Source organism: Nocardia sp. GP40 (genome assembly GCF_050434125.1).
In the GTDB taxonomy this organism is placed as follows: domain Bacteria; phylum Actinomycetota; class Actinomycetes; order Mycobacteriales; family Mycobacteriaceae; genus Nocardia; species Nocardia albiluteola.
In genome coordinates, this window is record NZ_JBNPVW010000009.1 from 156,435 (window position 1) to 178,016 (window position 21,582).

21 protein-coding genes are annotated in these 21,582 nt (G+C 69.2%); 16 read left to right on the forward strand and 5 right to left on the reverse strand.

The genetic code is table 11. From position 1 onward, the window contains the following. Positions 1-60: 60 nt before the first annotated feature. Positions 61-1,062 carry an LLM class flavin-dependent oxidoreductase gene (locus tag ABH933_RS26200; protein ID WP_429426181.1) on the forward strand — a complete coding sequence of 334 codons (1,002 nt, stop codon included), beginning with the start codon at positions 61-63 and terminating at the stop codon, positions 1,060-1,062. Here ABH933_RS26200 and ABH933_RS26205 read toward each other — a convergent pair whose 3' ends face one another. Next, entirely contained in the window at positions 1,063-2,598 is a 1,536-nt protein-coding gene (locus ABH933_RS26205) for a multicopper oxidase family protein (protein ID WP_429426179.1), read from the reverse strand. 55 nt (positions 2,599-2,653) lie between these two features. After that, positions 2,654-2,908, reverse strand: a complete 255-nt coding sequence (locus ABH933_RS26210) for a hypothetical protein (protein ID WP_429426177.1) — start codon at positions 2,906-2,908, stop codon at positions 2,654-2,656. Between the two features lie 59 nt (positions 2,909-2,967). Between ABH933_RS26210 and ABH933_RS26215 the strand changes: the two genes are divergently transcribed. From ABH933_RS26215 to ABH933_RS26225, 3 genes are all read left to right on the forward strand, one after another. Beyond that, positions 2,968-3,615, forward strand: a complete 648-nt coding sequence (locus tag ABH933_RS26215; RefSeq protein ID WP_429426175.1) for an alpha/beta fold hydrolase — start codon at positions 2,968-2,970, stop codon at positions 3,613-3,615. Positions 3,616-4,164: 549 nt separating this feature from the next. Next, the gene (locus ABH933_RS26220; RefSeq protein WP_215921326.1) at positions 4,165-4,359 is read left to right on the forward strand and encodes a hypothetical protein; all 195 of its coding nucleotides are present in this window, start codon (positions 4,165-4,167) and stop codon (positions 4,357-4,359) included. Positions 4,360-4,418: 59 nt separating this feature from the next. Beyond that, positions 4,419-5,141 carry a response regulator transcription factor gene (locus ABH933_RS26225; protein ID WP_429426173.1) on the forward strand — a complete coding sequence of 241 codons (723 nt, stop codon included), beginning with the start codon at positions 4,419-4,421 and terminating at the stop codon, positions 5,139-5,141. On the opposite strand, the gene ABH933_RS26230 is transcribed toward ABH933_RS26225, so the two are convergent. Continuing rightward, entirely contained in the window at positions 5,055-6,515 is a 1,461-nt protein-coding gene (locus tag ABH933_RS26230; RefSeq protein WP_429426171.1) for a sensor histidine kinase, read from the reverse strand. The genes ABH933_RS26225 and ABH933_RS26230 overlap by 87 nt on opposite strands. Positions 6,516-6,717: 202 nt before the next feature. Between ABH933_RS26230 and ABH933_RS26235 the strand changes: the two genes are divergently transcribed. The 7 genes from ABH933_RS26235 (at position 6,718) to ABH933_RS26265 (ending at position 14,352) form a co-directional block, all read left to right on the forward strand. Further along, the gene (locus ABH933_RS26235) at positions 6,718-9,306 is read left to right on the forward strand and encodes a hypothetical protein (protein WP_429426169.1); all 2,589 of its coding nucleotides are present in this window, start codon (positions 6,718-6,720) and stop codon (positions 9,304-9,306) included. 143 nt (positions 9,307-9,449) lie between these two features. Beyond that, positions 9,450-9,920 carry a YbaB/EbfC family nucleoid-associated protein gene (locus tag ABH933_RS26240; RefSeq protein WP_429426167.1) on the forward strand — a complete coding sequence of 157 codons (471 nt, stop codon included), beginning with the start codon at positions 9,450-9,452 and terminating at the stop codon, positions 9,918-9,920. Continuing rightward, on the forward strand, positions 9,917-10,234 hold the full coding sequence (locus tag ABH933_RS26245) for a hypothetical protein (protein WP_429426165.1): 318 nt from the start codon (positions 9,917-9,919) through the stop codon (positions 10,232-10,234). The genes ABH933_RS26240 and ABH933_RS26245 overlap by 4 nt, the downstream gene beginning before the upstream one ends. Positions 10,235-10,500: 266 nt before the next feature. Further along, positions 10,501-10,827: a hypothetical protein gene (locus tag ABH933_RS26250; protein ID WP_429426163.1), complete on the forward strand. Its 327-nt coding sequence runs from the start codon at positions 10,501-10,503 to the stop codon at positions 10,825-10,827. Positions 10,828-10,838: 11 nt separating this feature from the next. Continuing rightward, the gene (locus tag ABH933_RS26255) at positions 10,839-13,016 is read left to right on the forward strand and encodes a hypothetical protein (protein ID WP_429426162.1); all 2,178 of its coding nucleotides are present in this window, start codon (positions 10,839-10,841) and stop codon (positions 13,014-13,016) included. Between the two features lie 44 nt (positions 13,017-13,060). Next, positions 13,061-13,519 carry a YbaB/EbfC family nucleoid-associated protein gene (locus tag ABH933_RS26260; RefSeq protein ID WP_429426160.1) on the forward strand — a complete coding sequence of 153 codons (459 nt, stop codon included), beginning with the start codon at positions 13,061-13,063 and terminating at the stop codon, positions 13,517-13,519. Positions 13,520-14,184: 665 nt separating this feature from the next. Then, complete coding sequence (locus ABH933_RS26265; protein ID WP_215921307.1) at positions 14,185-14,352, forward strand: hypothetical protein; 168 nt, start codon at positions 14,185-14,187, stop codon at positions 14,350-14,352. Between the two features lie 20 nt (positions 14,353-14,372). Here ABH933_RS26265 and ABH933_RS26270 read toward each other — a convergent pair whose 3' ends face one another. Continuing rightward, positions 14,373-14,723, reverse strand: a complete 351-nt coding sequence (locus tag ABH933_RS26270; protein ID WP_215921305.1) for a hypothetical protein — start codon at positions 14,721-14,723, stop codon at positions 14,373-14,375. A 196-nt stretch (positions 14,724-14,919) separates the two neighbouring features. Between ABH933_RS26270 and ABH933_RS26275 the strand changes: the two genes are divergently transcribed. After that, positions 14,920-15,129, forward strand: a complete 210-nt coding sequence (locus ABH933_RS26275) for a TOBE domain-containing protein (protein WP_429426158.1) — start codon at positions 14,920-14,922, stop codon at positions 15,127-15,129. Positions 15,130-15,154: 25 nt separating this feature from the next. Here the strand turns inward: ABH933_RS26275 and ABH933_RS26280 are convergent, their stop codons facing one another. Next, positions 15,155-16,696, reverse strand: coding sequence for a PucR family transcriptional regulator (locus ABH933_RS26280; protein ID WP_429426156.1), 1,542 nt, complete (start codon positions 16,694-16,696; stop codon positions 15,155-15,157). 187 nt (positions 16,697-16,883) lie between these two features. Between ABH933_RS26280 and ABH933_RS26285 the strand changes: the two genes are divergently transcribed. From ABH933_RS26285 to crcB (ABH933_RS26300), 4 genes are all read left to right on the forward strand, one after another. Further along, positions 16,884-17,675: an FAD binding domain-containing protein gene (locus ABH933_RS26285; protein ID WP_429426154.1), complete on the forward strand. Its 792-nt coding sequence runs from the start codon at positions 16,884-16,886 to the stop codon at positions 17,673-17,675. Between the two features lie 25 nt (positions 17,676-17,700). Next, positions 17,701-20,484 carry a molybdopterin-dependent oxidoreductase gene (locus tag ABH933_RS26290; protein WP_429426152.1) on the forward strand — a complete coding sequence of 928 codons (2,784 nt, stop codon included), beginning with the start codon at positions 17,701-17,703 and terminating at the stop codon, positions 20,482-20,484. 106 nt (positions 20,485-20,590) lie between these two features. Beyond that, complete coding sequence (crcB, locus tag ABH933_RS26295) at positions 20,591-21,088, forward strand: fluoride efflux transporter CrcB (RefSeq protein ID WP_429426150.1); 498 nt, start codon at positions 20,591-20,593, stop codon at positions 21,086-21,088. Further along, a complete protein-coding gene (crcB, locus tag ABH933_RS26300) occupies positions 21,085-21,447 on the forward strand; it encodes a fluoride efflux transporter CrcB (RefSeq protein WP_215921293.1) in 363 nt (120 codons plus the stop codon). The genes crcB (ABH933_RS26295) and crcB (ABH933_RS26300) overlap by 4 nt, the downstream gene beginning before the upstream one ends. Positions 21,448-21,582 lie beyond the last annotated feature (135 nt).

The following is a 21,582-nucleotide window of genomic DNA, read 5'->3' on the forward strand; positions in this document are numbered from 1 at the left end:
CGCGAGCCGTGCCGGGATGTTCCACTCAGGAGCAGACCCGATCCCGAAAGGTAGCCTCGCATGCCCCTGGCCCTGTCCATCCTCGATCTCGCCTCGATCGCACCGGGTCAGACGGCGCGTGACAGCTTCGCCAACAGTGTCGATCTGGCCCGGGCGGCCGAGCGCAGCGGGTATCGGCGGGTCTGGTACGCCGAGCACCACAACATGGGCACGATCGCCTCCAGTGCGACCAGTGTGCTCATCGGGTATGTCGCCGCGCACACCGACAGCATCCGGCTCGGTTCGGGCGGGATCATGCTGCCCAACCATTCACCGCTGGTGATCGCCGAGCAGTTCGGCACCCTCGAGACGCTGTTCCCCGGCCGGATCGACCTGGGCCTGGGCCGGGCGCCGGGCAGCGACCAGAAGACCATGCTGGCGCTGCGACGTGACCACGCCTCCGCGGACTCGTTCCCGCAGGACGTGCTCGAGCTGCAGGGATATCTGTCGGGGGACTCACGGATCCCGGGCGTGCGGGCGGTTCCGCGGGCGGAAGGCGTTGTGCCGCTGTACATCCTGGGGTCCTCGCTGTTCGGTGCCCAGCTGGCCGCCCAACTCGGCCTGCCGTATGCGTTCGCCTCCCATTTCGCGCCGGAGCTGTTGCACCGGGCGATCGAGGCGTACCGCGAGAGCTTCCGGCCCTCGGAGCAGCTGGACGAGCCGTATGTGATGGCCGCGGTCAACGTCTTCGCCGCCGACACGTACGAGGCGGCCGCGCGGCAGCGCGCGGACGCCTATCGCAACCGGGCCCGGGCCTTCATCCGGCGCGGCGCCGCCGATGTCGAGTTCAGCGACGAGGAGATCGACGCGTTCCTGGTCTCGCCCCAGGGGGCGCACCTGGCCTCCATGACCAAGTACACGGCCGTCGGTCTCGGCGAGGACGTGCGTGAGTATCTGACCGAGTTCGCCGGCGCGATCGGCGCGGACGAGCTGATCCTGGCCCACCACGCCGTCGAGATCTCCGAGCGCATCCGCTCGGTGGAGCTCACCGGCGCGGCCGTGGCCGCCGCGGCCGCGCGGTAGTCAGCTCACGTACGACAGCACCGTCATCATGCCGGCCTCGCCGTGATATGCGTTGTGGCAGTGCAGCATCCACTGCCCGGGATTGACGGTGTCGAGGTCCGCGACAACGGTCCGCATGGGCCCGACGACGGCGGTGTCCTTGCGCGGTCCGGTGCCGCCCGGTAGCGCCAGCGCAAAGGTGTGGCCGTGCAGGTGCATCGGATGGAACATCATCGAGGAGTTCACGAAGCGCAGCCGGATGCGTTGTCCCGCGGTCACATCCACCGGGACGCGGTGGTCGTAGGTCTTGCCGTTGATCGTCCAGATGTACTTCGTCTTGTCCGAACCCAGTGTCAGGTCGAGGGTTTCGGCGGGCTTGCGCTCGGGGAGCCGGACCGAATCCGCGGCGGTGAGCCGGTCCGCGGTCAGCGGGGCGGCGGCGAGCTCGTGCGGTCGCACATCGGCCGGGGGCGGTGTGCCGCCGCCGGTGCGGATGAGCGCGAAGCCCTGCCCGGACTTGCCCTCGGCGGCGGCGACGAGGGGGAAGACGCCGTCGCCGAGTTCCACTATCGCGTCGTAACGTTCGCCCATGCCGATCAGCACGCTGTTGGTGTCGACGGGCACGACCGGGAAGCCGTCGGTGTGGGTGACGCGCATCCGATGGCCGCCGACCGCGACGCGGAAGGCGGTATCGGCGCCCGCGTTGATGATTCGTAGCCGGATGCGCTGGCCCGCACGCGCGGCGATGGTCTGTGGATCGGCGCCGATCCGGCCGTTGATCAGGTAGTACGGGTAGTCCTTGACGTCCCCGGCGTCGGAGCCGAGCGGGGCGTTCGGATCGGCGGGCATCGACATCGCGCCGGTGCCCATCCTCATGCCGCCCATCGATCCGCCGGACATGTCCATTCCTGCCATGCCTTTGGCTCGCAGCGCGCTCAGCTCCCGGTCGGGATCGCGGCCGTTAATGCCGTCGAGCCAATCATCCAGTACCACAACGGCTTCCAGGTCGTAGTCGGAGCCGTCCGCGGGATCCTCGACGATCAGCGGCGCGTAGAGCCCGCGATCGAGCTGGACGCCGACGTGGGAGTGGAACCAGTAGGTGCCCGCGTCCGGCACGGTGAATTCGTAGTCGAAGCGGCCACCGGGAGCGATCGCGGGTCCGGTGAGGTCGGGGACGCCGTCCATATCGTTGCGCAGCGCGATGCCGTGCCAGTGTGCGGTCGTGGGCGCGGGCAGGGCGTTGGTGACCCGGGCGCGCAGCACCTCGCCGCGGCGCACGCGAATCTCCCGGCCGGGCAGTTGCCCGTCGAAAACCCAGGTGGCGGCCTGGACGCCGCCGAGGTCGACGGTCGCGGGCTCGGCACGCAACGCGACCTCACGCACGGCCGCGCCGGGCGCTCGGCGGACCCGCTCGGCCGCGGCGACCGCGGGCGAATCGGGTAGCACGGGACTACGCCCGGACGATCCGGCCGAGCACGCGGCGAGGGTGAGCGCCGCACCGGCGCCGAGGCCGAGGCCGAGGAATCCGCGGCGGGACAGCGGGAAATGATCCACCATGATGGCCAGCCTAGTCGCGATCCGCCCGGATTCACGTAATTACCCCCGTGGGGTATCACACATTTTCGGTGCCGTGAGCAGCCGTTTGCCGATCGACCGCCAGTTGATAGCGTGCGATGAGGGTGCGAAGCGCCGCCACGAGCTCGGGTGAATCCTCGACCTCGAAATCGGCGTCGAGCAGGCCGAGATAGAGGGCGAGCATCTGGGCGTGGTCCGAACCGGGTTCGAACGCGCAGCGGTCCGGGCCGAGGTCCTGCACCTCCATGGGGATCGGCAGGCGGCCGCGGACGTACTCGGCGGGTGCGTGCACGATGATCCGGGCCCGATAGCGCCAGGTGGCCTGGCCGATGGCCTGGCGGAGCCGAGCTGATGCGCCGCCTGGGATACGAGCGCTACGGCGTGCACGGCGGCGATGTCGGGGCGGGCGTGTCCGGCATGGTCGCGAGTTTCGACCACGACCATGTGATGGGCATCCACACCGTCACCGACCCGCTGACCGCGGCGAATGTCGCGACCTTCCTGCCGGGCATGGTCGATCGGCTCGACCCGGAGGATCCGGTGGACAAGCTGATCCTGACCCGGATGAACGAGTTCACTACCGCCGGTTCGGGGTACCTCGCCATCCAGAACAGCCGTCCGCAGACCATCGGCTACGGCCTGGTGGATTCGCCACTGCTGCAACTGGTCTGGATCGCGGAGAAGTTCGAGGCGTGGACCGATCTGCCCATCGACCGCGACCAGCTGCTGGCCACGGTGAGCCTGTACTGGTTCACCGGCGCGGGAGCCAGTGCCGCGCACACCCTCTACGATCAGGCGCACTCTTCGGAGTGGGGGGCGCCCGGGCCGGTGCCGCAGGGTTTCGCGGTCTTCGGCGCGGATGAGACGGCGCGCCGCATCGTTCCGGCGGCACCGGATGCCCATTGGAGCGAATTCGAACGCGGCCTGCACTTTCCGGCCATGGAGGCGCCCGAGGTGCTGGCCGGGGACCTGCGGGAATTCTTCGGGCCGCTGAAATAATTCACGGCGGGACCTCGCGGCGGCGTGACCCGGAACGGGCCCCGCCGCCGCGGTAATCGCACGCCTTGGCATACCCCCGAACGGTCCGGATCGCATCCCACCGTTGGGGATTCGTGAACGGTGCATGACCTGGAAAAGTCGATACTGTGCGCTCGCCGATGGATTCGATACCGTCCGGTGCCTGTCACACACTTCGATGCATCGATTGGAAAACTCACATGAACACCGCAAATCTCCCGAGCATCCTCAGCACGGTCCTCAGCGCCGGCAGCAGTGTCCTGAGTCTCGGGAGCAGCCTGCTGGCCCTGTAGCCGCGGCGGCGAGCGGGCGGGCAGTTGCGAGCCCGCCCGCTCGCTGTCCGATATCGACGCACACGCAGGTGTGAACCCTCGCTGAACGGGTAATTCCGCGAAAGCGCCCCCTCCGGCCGCACGCACGGGTCAAGATCGACGCGGCGCGTACCGGCCGGACCGGGTGAACGATTCCGGGACGACGGTGGCGCGCGCAAGTGGGCGACCGGCCGGTCAGGAGGTTTCGATGCGACGGCGCATGTCGAGAGCCGATGTGTGGCACCACATCATGTGCGGGCTCATCGCCCTGGGCGGATCCCTCGGCGCGGCCGAGGTCTACGGCGAATACATGCGCGAGCGGCGGCAGCCCGAGCAGGAGCCGGTGGCGGAGTTCTGGGACTGGTCGATTCCCGACCGGTGGTACGACCAGGCCACGGGCCGCGGCCGCGCCTGACCCGACGCGATCGGGGTGGCGCCGCGCCGGTCGCCGGCGCGATGTTGCATGCTGGTGCGGTGCGGATGCTGGTGGTCGAGGACGAGCCGCGGTTGGCGCAGACCCTGCGGCGGGGTCTCGAGCTGGAGGGATTCCTGGTGCAGCTCGCCGGGACCGGCACCGACGGCCTGTGGTGGGCGCTCGAGCACGACTTCGATGTGATCGTGCTGGACATCATGCTGCCGGGCCTGTCCGGCTACGAGGTGCTGCGCAGGCTGCGCGAACGCGACGTGCAGACCCCGGTGCTGATGCTCACCGCCAAGGACGGCGACTACGACCAGGTCGACGCCCTGGACATGGGCGCGGACGACTACCTGACCAAACCGTTCTCCTTCGTGGTGCTGATCGCCCGCCTGCGCGCCCTGCTGCGCCGGCGCGCCCCGCAGCAGCCCACGCGCCTGCGGGCGGGGGATCTGGTGCTGGATCCCGCGCGGCGCGCCGTGCACCGCGGCGACGTGGCCCTGACGCTCACCCCCCGGGAGTTCGGCCTGCTGGAATTCCTGTTGCGGCACAAGGGAAATGTCCTGACCAAGTCCGAGATCCTGCGCAACGTCTGGGATGTGCATTACGACGGCCCGGAGAACGTGGTCGAGGTCTACGTCGGCTACCTGCGCAAGAAGATCGATACCCCCTTCGGCCGCAGCAGCATCGAGACCCTACGCGGGGTCGGCTACCGGCTGCTGGACCCCGACGGGACCGGTGACGGGCAGTCGCACGACGAAACGGGCCCCGCCCCAGCGTGATTCGCCCACGGTCACCGAGCCGCCGTGCGCGGCGACGATTTCGGCCACGATCGCCAGCCCGAGACCGGATCCGCCGCTGCTGCGCGCCCGGTCGGCCTCGAGTCGGACGAACCGGTCGAACACCCGCTGCCGCTCGTCGGGCGGAATGCCCGGGCCGTCGTCGTCGACGGTGATGCGGGCGAATCCCGCGGCGGCATCGGGGCGCGGCGCATCGCCGGAAGGCCGGGCGGCAGTGGATGATTCGGCGAACTCCACGCCGATCGAGACCTTGGACCGCGCGTGCGCGGCGGCATTGTCGGCGATGTTGCGCAGTGCCCGGGCCAGTTTCGCGCGGTCGCCGATCACCCGGACCGCCGCGATCGTGGTCCGTATCTCGACGTCGCCGCGTAGGCGCAGCATGGCGGCCTCGGAGCCGGCGAGGTCGTCGAGATCCACCTCGCCGATGCGCAGTTCGAGGCCGTGCTCGTCGGCGGCGGCCAGGGTCAGCAGATCCTCGATGAGATGCCGCATGCGGCCGGTCTCGGGCAGCAGGGTGCCCTCGATCAGGTCGCGGTCCAGGGCCTGCGGGCGGTCGCGGGCCAGCTCCAGCGCGGCGGTGATGGTCGCCAGCGGGCTGCGCAACTCGTGCGAGGCGTCCCCGACGAAGCGCCGCTGGGCCTGATGCCCGGCCTCGACCCGCGCCAGCATCTCGTTCATGGTCTCGGCCAGCCAGGCGATCTCGTCGCGCGCCACGGGTACCGGAACCCGCTGCGCCAGCCCCGTTGCCTCGATCCGGGCGACCCGGGCGCGGATCGCCTCCACCGATCGCAGCGACCTTCCGACCAGGAGATAGGTCGCGGCGGCCGCGGTGAGTACGACCACCGGACCGCCCATCGCCAGCAGCGCCGCGACCTCGGCCAGCGCGTGCTCGCTCGGCTCGGTGTCGGCGGCAACGAGGATCGTATAGGTCCCGGACGTGGTGTCCACGGTGCGCGCGGCCACGCGCAGATCCCCGGCGTAGTCCTGGGCGGCATGCAGTCCGAGCGCACGGGCGGGCACGGGGAGCGGGGCCAGCGGGGCGCGCAGCTTCGGGGAGGACGCCCACGCCATGCGCCCGTCTGCGGCGATCACCTGCACCGCGCTCACGCCGCCGTCGGTGGCCAGCAGACCGTCGGGCACCTGGTCGCCGTCGCCGCGCTGCAACTCGTCGGCGATCTGCCCGGCCCGCGTATCGGCGGCGACCTCGACCTCCCGCACGAGCGAGTGACGCAGCAGCGCCAGCATCGCCGCGGCCGCGGCCAGCAGGACCACGCCCACGACGAGCGCGGCCACCACCGCGGACCGGATCCGCAACCCCCACCGCGAGGGTCGCAACCAGGCCGGAAGTCTGCGCACCCACCCATCATGGCCTGCGTCGTCCGCGCCGGCCGCATCGATCTCAGCGTGTTCTCAGGGACGCGGCCCTGCCCTATAGCTGAAACCTGTTCTATTTTGTGCGGGAACTGGTGCGCTCGCCGCGTTGAGCGATCAACGCCTGGTCTCGTCGAATTTCCTTGTGGGTCATGGGGGATTCACTCGCGTGCGGTGTCGTGGGGAGATGGGTCTGTACCTGCCACCGGAGCTGCGCTGGCTGGGATGGGTCGCCGGGAGCAGCTGGCCCGACGGCGACGAAGACGGCATGTGGGCCATCTCGGACGACTGGAAGGCCGCCGCCGCCGCGCTGACCAACCAGGAGCCCTTGGTCCTGAAGGCCAAACAGGACACCGAGCGGGCGTACACCGAGGGTGCGGGCGCCGATGCCATGGGTGCGCATTTCGATCAGCTGATCGAGGGCGACCATTCGGTCAAGGCGCTCGCCGAGACGTTGAATGCGGTCTACGAGTCCACCTTCGACATGGGGACCCAGCTGCAGGCGACCAAGATCACCATCATCGCCTCGCTGTGCTGGCTGGCGATGGAGATCGCCTGGGCGTGGTTGTTCCCGCCGACCGCACCGGCCGCGGAGGCCGCCGGCATCGCGACCACCCGGTCGTTCCTGAAGGCGGTCGAGGACTACATCCAGAACGCCATCGAGCGCCTGGCCGGTAATCTCGGCGCGTCGACGATGAAGAACCGCTACTTCTGGAAGGAACTCGTCACCGGCGGCAAGCTGATCGCGCCCAGCGCCAAGGGTTTCGGCGTGTACGCGGTCAAGGCGATGGAGGGCGCCGCCATGTCGGCGGCCATGGACGGTGCGGTACAGGTGGGGCAGATCGCGGCGGGGAAGCGCCACGGATTCGACTGGAAGGAATTCGGGGTGTCGATCGGCGCCTCGGTCGCGGGCTCGATCCCCGGGCGCGAGATGGCCCGGTACGCGGGCAACGGGATCGACAAGCTCTTCGGCAACGAGCTGAAGAAGATGAACATTCCGCTGGGTTCCTGGACCTACCCGGCCGGTGCGGTGATCCGGGGCGGAGCCATCGGCGTGATCTCCGGTGCGACCAGCTCGCTGTTCGGCGACATGGTCGCGGCGGCGGCCTACGGCCCCTCGGCATTCACCTCGCCCGCGGGCTGGGTCGGCGGCATGGCGCGGGGCGGCATCGTCGGCGCCGCGCGAGGCACCTTCGTGAAGAACACGCCGGCCACGGAGGGCGATATCCGGGCTTCGGCCTGGATGAAACAGAACAACTTCTCCACGACCAACAAGGTGAGCCGCACGTCCCGCCCGACCGCGGCCCCGCCCACCGAGAACGCGGGTGGCGGTACGGAGAACGCGGGTGCCGGGGGCGGTAATAGGGCTGGTGGAACGTTTTTGGATGATGCGTCGTCGGTGAGCGGTGGAAATCGTGGTGGCGGTGGGTCTTTGGATGATGCGTCGTCGATCGGCGGTGGGAACCGTGGCGGCGGAACATTTCTGGACGACACCTCGTCCATCAACAGCGGTAGTCGAGGCAGCGGGTCGATTTCGGATGGCTCGTCGCTCAACACCGGCGGGCGGGGAGGTGGGGCGTTTCTGGATGACAACTCGTCTGTCAACGGCGGAAATCGTGGTGGCGGAACCTTCCTGGACGACAACTCCTCGGTCGGCGGCGGTGGCCGGGGCATGCAGGGCGGGCGGTCGTTCTTGAACATGGACGACCAATCCTCGATCTACAGCCACGGAAGCAACGAGACCGACTCGGCGCAATCGTTCGGACACGACGGCAGGTCGGTCGGCCCGTCCGAGCAGGGGTCCGAGGGCGGCTCGCACGATTCCATCCTGAGCTACTACTTCAACCACGCGGGAGGCGGTTCCGAGGAGGTGCCCCCCGCCGGGATCCGGCCCACCGTGGAGCCACCCGCCCGTTCGGCCGAGCCGCCCAATTCGTTCCAGTCCTCGGTGGATGGCGGATGGACGCCGCCCAACCGCGGCGGGGGCGCGACGGAGGGGCTGCAGGAAAACATTCGCCCTGGCGGAAACGATGCGGCCCAGGGGGATTCGTCGACCACGGGGATCCGCAGTGGCGTGGCGGGGCAGGGCAACGAGAGCGTGGGCGGTGGGGTGCGTGGCAGTTCGGTCGGGGAGGAGGGGCAGCTCGGGGGCGGTGGCCGGCCGGGGCGGTCCTTCCTGAACATGGATGATTCCTCGTCCGAAGGGTCGTCGATCCGGGGATCCGTAGGTGGGGAGAGCAACGGCGGGCGCGCCGGCGGCGCCGCGGAACGGCCGGAACCCTTCTTGGGCAAGGCAACCGATATGAAGGGCAAGACCCGCCCCAAGCGGGAACCGGAGTGGGCGCCCCTACCGGGTCCCTTCGAGGCGCCCAAGGCGCCGAGTGCCGCGGACTGGTTGCCGGGCGCGACGGGCCCGGACGCCACGGGCCCCGGCGGACCGCCTTCCGGTGCCACCGGCTCCGGCGCCACGGGCTCGGGCGAGAATCCCTCGGGGACGAATCCGAGCGGGAACAACCCGAACGGGACCGATCCCAATGGGAGCAACCCCAACGGGACCAATCCGAACGGCACCAATCCGAACGGCACCAATCCGTCGGGTACCAATCCCACCGGAACCGACCCGACGGGTACCAATCCCGGCGGGACCGATCCCACGGGCACGAATCCGACGGGCACCAACCCCAACGGCACGAATCCCAATGGCACCGAAAAGGATATCCGAGCGGGCATTTCGACGGTGGACGTGCCCTTCAACCTCGGCGGCAACAACAGGTAGCGACGTGACCGGCCGGGCACAACCGGTACGTGCGTGGCGATGACGGGAAATCGAACGGATGTCGCTTCAGATTTCCTTGTGCGCCACGGCAAATTCACCGCGATGCGATGAGCTGGACCGGCGGAGACAACGGTGGAGGTGTGATGGTCAACGAGCGACTGGCGGCCAATATGGCGACGATGCTCGATGGATTACAGGATCAGCTTCGTGGGATCGCCGAACTGCAGCAGCAGCGCTCGTTGCTGACGGCCACCGCATCGGTCGGTGAGAAGCGGATTCAGGTCACGGTCAACGCCGACGGCATGGTCGTGGAGACCCGCTTCAGCGACGATATCTCAGACCTGAGCTACGACGAGATCGCCGAATACGTCACCGCCGCAGCGCAGGCCGCCACCGAAGGAGTGCTGCGCCGCAGCCGCGAACTCATGCAGCCGCTGATGGAGCGCAAGTCGAGGCTGCCCAAGCTCTCCGAATTCGTTGAGGGTGCACCGGATCTGGAGGACTTCCTGCCGGTCGCACCGCCCGCGCCCAAGGAACCGCCGCCGGCGGATGCCACCCATCACGACGACGAGGACGGACCTCGATCGTGGATCTCCGACCGGGAAGCTGAGTGACGACGATGACCAGCCCCTCCACGGTTCAGCTCGACCCGAGCCTGCTGCGCGCCGCCGCGCAGGACAGCGGCGCCATCAAGGACAACATCGCGCAGGTATTTGCCAACCTCCAAGCGTCCCTGAACGCCAAGGGAAGTCCCTGGGGCAAGGACTCGTTCGGTGACAAATTCGCCAACGGCGACAAGGGATACGTCGCCGTCAGCAAGAATGTGCTGTCCGCTGTCTCCGATATGGGCACTACCTTCGACTCCATCGCGCAGGGGCAGGCGCAGGCCGCCGACGAGCTGTCCGCCGCGGACGCCGGAAGCGCGTAACCGGTGCGCCGGCGGCCCGGGCCGGATGTCCACCGAGTCGTCAAAATTGCGTAAGTAACTGGCGCGCAACGAGATATCGGTCGCCGGTCGGTCGCCGGTCGGTGATCAGCGGCTATCCCGCCGGGCGCGCATCCAGGCGCGGCAAAGTGTGAAATGCCTCTCGACACAGCGCATCAGGGTCCCATCAAACCGGTGCCGGGGAGCTGGCCGCAGGGATCGTGCGCATGCGATCGTCACTGGGTAGTCCAGGGGAAGAGAGGCGCGTGGTGACCGATCGTATCGAGGTGGACCCGGGTCTGTTGCGCGATGCGGGCAATCGGTTGCTGCAGGTGTATCAGCAGGTGTCGCAGGTGAATGCGACGCTTCCGAATGTGCTGTCGGCGGCCGGGACGCCGTGGGGGGACGACAGTTACGGCAGCACCTTCTACACCGGTGACGGCAAGAATCCGGGGTATCAGTCCGGCAGCGCGGGCCTGCTGCAGGGCCTGAACACCCTGACCGCGACGGTCCAGGACTATGCCGATGGGATGGTGGCGGCCGCGGCCGCGCTCCAGGGGCAGGACACGATCTCGGCCGCCGGTCTGTCCGCCTGACGGATCGCGCGATGTCGCTGTACATGCCGCCCGCGCTGCAGTGGCTCGGCTATGTGGCCGGGTCGGCGTGGCCGCAGGGTGACGAGGACCAGATGTGGGCGCTGGGCCGGGACTGGCACAGCGCCCACGACCAGCTGCAGGAACCGATCTCGGAGATGCAGCGCATCATCGCCCAGGCCGGGCAGGCCTATGGTGCCGGTGCCGGGCGCGACGCCGTCATCGCGGCGCTGACCAAGATCACCCAGGGCGACGGCTCGCTGACGGATCTGGCGAAGCTGCTGGACGAGATGGGCGATGCCGCGGACGGCATGGGCACCGAGATCCAGTACGTGAAGATCATGATCATCACCTCGCTGGCCGACCTGGCCGTGGAGATCATGCTGGCCTGGGTCTTTCCGCCCACGGCGCCCGCGACGGAGGCGGCGGCGATCGCGGGCACCCGTGCGGTGCTGCGCGTCGTGTACGACAGGTCGATCGGCGCGATCGAGCGCCTGCTCGGCCGGGTTCTGGGCAAGGTGTTCGGAAAGTTCGGCGAGACACTGAGCAGGTTCCTGGTCCGGCACGTGGCGATGTCCACGTTTCTGGGTACGGCGCAGGACCTCCTCATCCAGGCCGGGCAGGTCGGCGCCGGGCACCGCAAGGGCATCGATGGGACACAGCTCGCCATCACCGCGATCTCGAGTGCGGCGGCGGGTGCGGCCGGCGGGCTGCCGATCGCGGATCTCACCGGCAAGGGAATCGTCAAGGGCATAGGCAAATTCACCGATCATTTCCATCTGCCGGAGATCACCGACCTGCTCACGAAGAAGGACCTCACCACCCCCGAACTGAGCTTCGCGCGTCCCTCGCTCTCCGGCATGTTCCACGGCGACTTCTCCGCGACCGTCACCCAGACCATCAGGCCGCGCTCGACCAGGGCATTCGTCGAGGGGGCGGTGTCGGGCGGGGTGTCCGGCATGGCGGGCGCGATGGCGGGTTACGTGGCCGGGACCGGTGCCTACTCCGCGATCACCGGAACGAATTTCGGCCAGAACCTGAGCAGCAACTGGGGTTTTCAGCCGCTGTCCTCCGGCGCCACCGCGGGTGCGATCGCGGGTGGCGCCAAGGGGGAGATCAACTTCGGGGGCAAGTTGCGCCTCGACCAGTTCAACGACGGCGCGGCATTTCGGCCCGCCGATGACATTCCCCTGAACGATCTGACGCATCGGCCGGGTCACGACGATCCACAGGCACCCCAGGCGCAACCGCAGACCACGACGGATCAGCCCGCGTCGCAGCAGCCTCGGCCCCGGCCGCAGCTCACACCGCAGCCTCGGTCGCGGTTCACGACGGAACAGTCTGCGCCGCAGGTGATGTCGCCTCATCAGGATGCGCCGCAGCAGTCGCAGCATCAGCCGGACATCTCACAGCAGTCTCAGCTGCGGACGCTGCCCGCCACGGAGCAGTCTGCGCCGCAGGCGACATCGTCTCAGCAGAGCGTGCCCCGCCAATTCGAGCAGTCGTCTTCGGTGCCGCAGCCGCATCAGCGGGATGTACCGTCGTCAGGCAGGGCTCCGCAGGTGGAGTTGCCGGCGCACGTGCAGGCTCAGGTCGATCACAACACGTCGGATTTTTCGGGGGAGCTCGACCGGGCGTTCGGCCTGGGTCCCGGTGCGGCGCAGCACGATGCCACCGTGCACACCGAGCCGCACTCTCCGGGCCAGTTCGAGATCGCACCACAGTCGCCCCCGCGGGTCACGACGGAACATACTGTGCCACACCAGATGTCGCCTCCGCAGAATACGCCGCGCCCACGCGAGCAGTCCTCGCCGGTGAATCAGCCCCAGCAGCGAGGCAATCCGCAGCGTCAACCGCCGTCCGGCACCGCTGCGCGGGTGGAGTTGCCGGCGCACGTGCCGCCACAGTCTCCGCCGCGACCGCCGCAGAATCCCGCGCCCCGCACGGGCGTACCGACCCGGCCGACGCCGTCGCCACCACCGCCGCAGGACGAGCCGATCGCGACCCCGAAACCGACGCCTTGGCCCACCGGATGGGAATTGCCCAATACGCCAAGGTTTTTCCCTGCCCCCGCGGATATACCCTTTCAGCCCGCATCGGCGCCGTCTCCCGACTTCTGGCTGGACCCGTCCGATTGGAGCCGGGGCGCAACGGGACCGAGCGATGGCGCGTCGGGTCCCGACGGCGCGTAGCGGTCGGCGCGGTGATCGGGACGGAAAGCGACTACGGAGGTGTGATGGGCAACGAACGACTCGCGGCCGACATGGCGACGATGCTCGACGGGCTGCAGGACCAGCTGCAGGGCATCGCCGAGTTGCAGCGGCAGCGATCGCTGCTGTCCGCCACGGCGTCGGTGGGCGATAAGCGCGTGGAGGTGACGGTCAATGCCGACGGCATGGTGGTGCAGACCCGGTTCAGCGACGATATCGCGGATCTGAGTTACGACGAGATCGCCGAATACGTCACCGCGGCAGCGCAGGCCGCCACCGAGGGCGTGCTACGCCGCAGCCGCGAGCTCATGGCGCCGCTGCTCGAGCGCAGATCCCGGCTGCCCAAGCTGTCCGAAATCATCGAGGGCGCACCGGATCTGGCGGACCTGCTGCCGGACGCACCGTCGGCGCCCACCGAACCGCCGCAGGAATGGCCCGAGGAGGACCAGGCGCGCCGACCGAGGATCGCCGACCCGGGGGAGTAGGCGGCGGTGCGCCGGAAGTCGGCGAGATAGTCACGGCATTCGCGAAATGCATTTGCCGTATCAGGACCGATCAGTCTGTTTGTCATTGATGTGCACCTCCGATCGGGTGTCGCAGATACGCCACCGGTGTGCAAAATATATGATAGTTCGTCCACTGATTATGGGCTGTGGTGCGAAGCGAGCGCGGCATCGGCGTCCATATCGCGGGCGAGGTAGCGCCGCGACCTGCGCGACCTGGTAGATCTCCGGCCAATTATGTCCGGGTGAACAGATTGGCGGCGCAAAAGGGTCATCGCCGGATTGATGAATCCAATAGTGTTGTGGCACAGTCAGATTAACGATCAGCCACGGTTTTCGGTGAACAGCCGCTATTTCACAAGTAGATCACGATGTGATATCTGTCGTATCACCCACGGAATTGACCGGGGGGATGCACGATCGCTGCGGCAGAAGGTGTCGTAACGGCACATCCATGAACGGATCGTCGGTCAGCGCCGCCCGAGGATCACGCGACGGGCCGGCCCCGGGCCAGCACGACAGCCGGACGACATCCGGGGCCGGTCCGCCGTAATCCGCGCGCAGCGGGCCGATGGTAGGCAGCGCCACCGTCGGCCCGCTCGCCGTTGCCCCGAATCAGGGACCCCTCCCCGGGCTATCGTGGAGGAATGGGCGTTTTCGGCGAAATGTTCGGTAAGAAGCTGACCGATGAGAGCAGCGAGGACAGCGACGGCCAGAACCACCGGCCGCGCCTGGAACTCGACCTCGACGGTGGGGTGATCCGGCTGTCCGGGCCCGCACCGCGCGCGGCCGAGGATTCCCCGGGCGATCGGTAGTGGCCGCTACGCCGGGTCCGTCAGGCCGCGACCGCCCGGGTGAGCTGGGCGCGGACCGCATCGGGGTCCGCGACGTCCAGGACCAGGCGGGTGAAATCGCTGCCGGACAGGTCGATTTGCAGCCCGCGGCCGTCGAACAGGGTGTCCCAGAATTCCTTGCGGCCCTTGCCGCGGAAGATGCCGGCGGCGATCACGCCGGGGAAGAAGGTGCCGGGCGCGCGCAGCCATGGCGGGCGCATGTCGACCCCGGCGGGCGCCACGGCGACGACGTTCGACAGGTCGAAGGTGACCTGGTCGCGTAGCGAGAGAAAGCGGTGTGCGCCGAGTATGTGCACAGTCACCGTCGTACCCGTGACCTCGATTTCGACCATCGTGTACCTCGCCCTCGCCGTATCTGCGTTCGCGATCCAGGATGCGATGCGACCCTGAAAGAATCCTGTGCCATTGCTTGGATTTGGTTCGCAGCTCGGACCGGGCCGCGGCGACCGGTCCATCGACCCAGCTGAGGGCGCCTCCGGTGCGCGGCGAGTGCCCTTCATCACGGTAGCGGTGAGTAAGCTGCGTCACATGAGACTCAGCACACGGAACCAGCTCGAAGGCTCGGTCGTCTCGATCACGCGGGGCGAGGCGATGGCGGTCGTGCGCGTCCGGCTCACCGGTGGTGACGTGGTGACCTCCTCGGTCACCGCCGACGCGGTGAATGATCTCGGGCTCGCCGAGGGCAAGCCCGTCACGGTCCTGATCAAATCGACCGAGGTCGCGCTCGGCGTCGACTAACGGCGCGGGATCGGACGACGGCGGCTCAGCCGCCGAGTCCCACCGTGACCCACGCCGTGGCGTCCGGGGCGGCATCGCCGGTCCGCGCGCACAGCAGCGCGGCACGCAGATCGACCCGGTCCGCCAGCTTCGCCAGGTCGCGGCCGGTCACCTTCTCCACCCGTTCGATCCGATAGTGCACCGTATTGACGTGCACGAACAGTGCCTCGGCGGTGCGCGCCCAGGAACCGTTGTGGTCGAGGAAGGCGCTGAGGGTGTCGCGCAGGCCAGCGTGTCCGGGGTCGTCCTCGAGCAGCACTCCGAGCACCCGCCGCGCGTAAGCGGTGCGGACCGCGGCCGGCACCCCGGCCAGCAACTCGTGCAGCGTCGCCAGCTCTTCGGTCGCGGTTATCGAGCGCTCGAGTCCGGCCGAGGTCCGGCACGCGTGCAGCGCCTGGGCCAGGCTGTCGCGCGGATCCGCGGTCGCCGCACCCACGCCGAGATGTAGTCCGCCCTGCGGATCGCACGACCGCACGAGCTCGTACACCGCGCTCAGGCGCTCGGTGAGGGCGGGCAGATCCGCCAGCACCGCGAACGCGTGTTCCCCGATGGCGCCCACCGCACACGGCCGATCGGTCATGTGCGACAACAACTCTCGTACCGCCGCGATCGAATCGGCGCGCCGGAAGGGCGTGGTGGCCCCGCACACCACCCGGAACGTTCCGCGCCGCGGGAGCCCGCAGGATTCGAGCGCGGCGGTGGTCTCCGCGTCGGTGGCGCCGTCCAGCAGCCCGGTCAGCAACTCGTCGGCCGCGCGCTGCCGGCCGGCCTCGTCCTGGGCCCACAATTCGCGATATCCGCGCAGCACCTCCGCCACGTCCTGCAGCCTGCGCGGTGGAGCCTCGCGTCCGGCGTCGAGCGTCACGAACCAGCTGTCGTAGGGCACCTCGGCCGAGCCGAGCTGCGCGACCGTGCGATCGGCCCGGCGCAGGCCGCGCACGATCGCGGCGGGCGGACTGTCGGCCGCCGCTCGGGTCGATCGGGCGATCGTGCGGCCCGAGGCGGTGACCAGCGCACACGGCGAGCCGCCCAGCTGACCGGCAATCTCGTCGAGCAGCAGGCCGGGTTCGGCGCGGTCGCGAATGAGCCTGTCCAGGCGCCGCCGCACGTGCTCGGGCAGCGAGGAGTGCGGCGAGGAGCTCAGATCGCTCCAGCGCCGCAGGTAGATCGCATCGGTGATGGTGCGGAAGGTGGTCTGTTCGGGCACTGCCACCAGCGCCAGACCGTGTGCCCGGCAGGCCCGCACGACCTCGTCGGGGATGCCGCCGTGCCGGACCGTTCCGGCCAGCAGCGCCACCGCGCCGGCGTGCTGGAGTGAGCTCACGAAATGGTCGGCCCGGCCCCGGCCGCCGCGCGCGGTCCACCACACCAGGCCCGAGAGCACCACCTCGCCGGGCTCCAGGAACGAGGAGGGATCCAGCAGATCGGTCGCGGTCACCCCGCTGATCGGCTGGTTCAGCAGGGCCGGCTCACCCCACACCAGTTCCAGCCCGAGGTCCTGCACCTCCAGCAGGTCGTCCACCCGCATGATCGGCTCCCTTCCACATCCGGCGCCGCGGCCGCGCGGGACGACGCCTTGGACACCGCATCGTAGACGGGTGTCGCGTGCGCCGCCCGAACCTGGTGAATCCACCAACACACGGCGGCGCCGGTGGCGGAATTCCGTATTCGGGAGCCGATGCCAGGCCCGCGGCATGCGCAAAGAATCGGTCGGTATGGATCTGAATACGGTCGTCGAGGTGTGCGACGCCCGCGCACACGAGCACTGGCGGCCCGGCGATGCCTGGCTGGGCGGGGGAACCTACCTGTTCTCCGAGCCGCAGCCGCGGGTGCGGCGGCTGGTGGACCTGAGCCGGACGGGCTGGCCGCCGCTGCAGTGGCTTGCGGGCGGGGACCTGGAGATCGCGGCCACCTGCACCGTGGCTCACCTGTTCCGGGCCACCGAGCATCCGCTGGTCGGCCAGTGCTGCAATGCGTTCCTGGCCTCGTTCAAGATCTGGAACATGGCCACCGTCGGGGGGAATCTGTGCAATGCGCTGCCCGCCGGGCCGATGATCTCGCTGACGGCCGCGCTCGACGGGATGTGCACGCTGTGGGCGCGCGACGGCGGGGTGCGGCGGCTGCCGGTGGCCGAATTCGTCACCGGCGCGGGCCGAAAGGACCTGCGGGAGGGCGAATTGCTGCGGTCGGTCACCCTGCCAGCGCGAGCGCTGGCGCGCCGCACCGCATTTCGGCAGGTGTCGCTGTACGGGCTGGGCCGATCCGGGGCACTGGTCATCGGGACCCGGGATCCGCGAGACGGCGAGCTGGCGCTGACCCTGACCGCGTCGACGACTCATCCTGTGCGGCTGTGGTTTTCCGCCGTGCCCACCGCCGCCACGCTGGCTGCAGCGATCGATGCCGCCGTGCCGTCCGCGGTGTGGTTCGACGACATCCACGGGCTGCCGGACTGGCGGCGCCACATGACCCTGCGCCTGGCCGAGGAGATCAGGGTCGAGCTGGCCTGAGCGGCCGAATCGAGAGGAGATAACCATGGGCTTCCGAATTCAGGTAAACGGCAAGGACTTCGACGAGGATCCGCGTCCCGGGCAATGCCTGCGCACGTACCTGCGCGAGCGCGGCTGGTTCGGGGTCAAGAAGGGCTGCGACGCGGGCGACTGCGGGGCGTGCACCGTGCATATGGACGGTAATCCGGTGCACAGCTGCCTGTTTCCGGCCTTCCGGGCCGACGGCCACCGGGTCACCACCGTCGAGGGGCTGGCCCGCGCGGACGGCCTGCATCCGGTGCAGCAGCGCTTCCTGGACGCGCAGGGCTTTCAATGCGGCTTCTGCACCGCCGGATTCCTGATGACCACCGCCGCCCTGAGTGAGGCGCAACTCTCCGACCTGCCGCGGGCGCTGAAGGGAAATCTGTGCCGCTGCACCGGATACCGCGCGATCGAGGACGCAATCCGCGGCGTGCGGCACACCGAGAACCCCGAGGCAGGAGCCACGGTCGGCAGCAACCTCGGCGCCCCCGCCGGGCCGCAGGTCGTCACCGGAACCGCCCGCTACACCTTCGACATCGATGTGCCGGGACTGCTGCACATGAAGCTGCTGCGCTCGCCCCACCCGCACGCGCGCATCCTCGACATCGACACCACCGCGGCGCTGCGGATACCCGGCGTGCGCGCGGTCTTCACCCACCACGACGCCCCCGAACGCCGCTATTCCACCGCGCGCCACGAACATCCACAAGAGGATCCGGACGACACCCGGGTATTCGACGACGTGGTGCGCTACGTCGGCCAGCGCGTCGCCGCGGTGGTTGCCGACAGCGAGGGCGCCGCCGAGGCGGGCTGCCGCGCGATCGAGGTGCGGTACGAGGTGCTGCCCTATGTGCTCGATCCGGAGGAGGCGATGCGCCCGGGCGCGCCCGTCGTGCACGACAAGCCGGCCGAGCTCGCGCGCATCGCCCGGCCGGAACGCAATATCGTCGGCGAGGTACATGGCGAAATCGGCGATGTGACAGCCGGATTCGAGGAGGCCGCGGTCGTCTACGAGCAGACCTTCAACACCCAGCGCGTGCAGCACGCGAGCCTGGAGACGCACGGGGCGGTGGCCTGGTTCGACGAGGACGACCGCCTGACCATCCGAACCAGCTCGCAGACACCGTTTCTGACCCGTCGCGCGCTGTGCGCGCTGTTCGATCTCCCACTCGAGCGCATGCGCGTGCTGGCGGGGCGGGTCGGCGGCGGCTTCGGCGGTAAGCAAGAGATGATCGTCGAGGATGTCATCGCCCTCGCCGCGCTGCGGCTGCACCGACCGGTGAAGCTGGAATACACACGCGCGGAGCAGTTCTACGGCGCGACCACCCGGCATCCGTTCACCGTGCACATCAAGGCGGGTGCGCGTGCCGACGGCACGCTCAGCGCGCTCGAGGCGCGCGTCGTCGCCAACACGGGCGCCTACGGCAATCACGGCCCGGCCGTGCTGTTCCACGGCGTCGGCGAATCACTCGCGGTCTATCGCTGCCCGAACAAGAAGGTCGACGGGTACTCCGTCTACACCAATACCGTTCCGGCCGGTGCGTTCCGGGGATACGGGCTGGGGCAGGTCGTGTTCGGCATGGAATCGGTGATGGACGAGCTGGCCCGTCGCCTGGACATCGACGCCCTGAGTTTCCGCGAGGCCAACATGATCGGCCCCGATGAGCCGATGATCACTCCCGGCGGACACGAGGAGGATCTGCAGATCGCCAGTTATGGCCTGGGCCAATGCTTCGATGTAATCCGCCGCGCCCGCGCCGAGCCGTTTCCGCCCGCCCCCGCCGGCTGGCTGACCGGTACCGGCGTCGCGCTGTCGATGATCGCCACCGGCCCGCCCGGCGGGCACTTCGCCGATGCGCGAATCACACTGTTGGCCAACGGATCCTACGACCTGGCGGTCGGTACGGCGGAATTCGGCAACGGCACCACCACCGTGCACCGCCAGATCGCCGCGCAGGAACTGGCCACCGATGCGGACCGGATCGCGATCCGGCAGTCCGATACCGATGTGGTGCGGCACGATACGGGCGCGTTCGGATCCACCGGAACCGTCGTCGCGGGCAAGGCCACGCTGTATGCGAGCAGCGCCCTGGCCGAAACGCTCTGCGAGGTAGCCGCCGAGCATCTCGGTGTGCCGCGCGAGCGCTGCCACCTGAATGCGCATGCGGTGGTGTGCGGTGATCGGCAACTGCTGCTCACCGATCTGCACCGAATCGCGGCGGAGCAGGGCAAAACCCTTGCCGGGGAGGGGCATTGGGGTGGAACACCGCGTTCGGTCGCCTTCAACGCCCAGCTGTTCCGGGTGGCGGTCGACCCGGACACCGGTGAGCTGGCGATCCTGCGCAGCGTGCATGCCGCCGACGCGGGCAAGGTGATGAACCCGATGCAGTGCCGCGGCCAGGTGGAGGGCGGGGTGGCGCAGGCGCTGGGCGCCACGCTGTTCGAGCAGGTGCGCCTGGACGAACGGGGCGAGGTGAGTACCGCGGCGTTCCGCCGCTACCGGCTGCCCGCCTTCGCGGACGTCCCGCGCACCGAGGTGGTGTTCATGCAGACCTGCGACGCCATCGGCCCGCTGGGCGCCAAATCCATGAGCGAGAGCCCGTTCAACCCGGTCGCCCCCGCCCTGGCCAACGCCCTGCGCGACGCCACCGGGATCCGGTTCACCGACCTGCCGCTGACCCGCGACCGCATCTGGCAGGCCATCCACCACCGGCATCGCGGGGCCGGGACACCGCGTGAAGATCACCACACTGCACCGGTCACGGAGTCGAGACCGGCTACCGTGTAGTGACGTGGCGGTGGGGCTCGCCACTTCCACTCGGAACAACCGCGGCCGCCGCGCCGCCAACAGTCCCTACTTGACCAGTACTTTCATGTTCGAGTAGGAGTCTGTGATGCCCCGAGTCCGTCTTGCCGAGAGAGCCGATGCCCGCGCGAGGAGTTCGCGCCGCGCCTGGCTGCGCGACCAGGGGCCGGTGCTGGCCGTCATCGCCGTGGGCGGCGCGCTCGGCGCCGAGGCCCGGTTCGGCCTGGCGCGTCTGCTGCCGACCCGGCCCGGGCAGTTCCCCTGGGGCACCTTCCTCACCAATGTCATCGGATGCTTCGCGATCGGTGTCCTGATGGTCTTGATCACCGAGGTGTGGACCGGGCACCGGCTGGTGCGGCCCTTTCTCGGCGTCGGCTTCCTGGGCGGGTTCACCACCTTCTCCACGTACGCCGTCGAGACGCGGAACCTGCTGCAGCCCGGCACCGTCTACCTGGCGTTCGGATACCTGGCCGGGACGCTGCTCGCGGCGATGCTCGCCGTGCTCGGGGGCGTGATGTCGACTCGAACGCTGGTGCTGCGCAGGCGAATACCGCGAGACACCGAGAAGGAGGGGGCGCGCGCATGACCCTGGTACTGGTCTTCCTCGGCGCGATCCTCGGCGCGCCGGCCCGCTACCTCACCGACCGTGCCGTGGGCACGCGTCACGACAGCCCGTTCCCGTGGGGCACCCTGACCGTCAACCTGGCCGGCTGCCTGATCCTGGGCGCGCTGACCGGCGCGGCCGTCTCGAACCCGGTCATGGCCCTGCTCGGCACCGGCTTCTGTGGCGCGCTGACCACCTACAGCACGTTCAGCTTCGAGACGCTGCGGCTGCTCGAGCAGCGCTGTTACTTCTACGCGGTGATGAATGTGACCGTGAGCGTGATCGCCGGTCTCGGTGCGGCCCTGCTCGGCTACACCGCCGCCCATGCGCTGGCCGGCTGAAAACTCTCCGGTCTTTTCCCGCGCGCCGCGATTGCCCCGAGTGTGCTGGTCGGGGATGATTTCCGCATGCCTCGCGCACCATGTCGTGGGGCGGTTCGAGCACTCCCGGATCGGCGACAACGACGTGGCGTATGG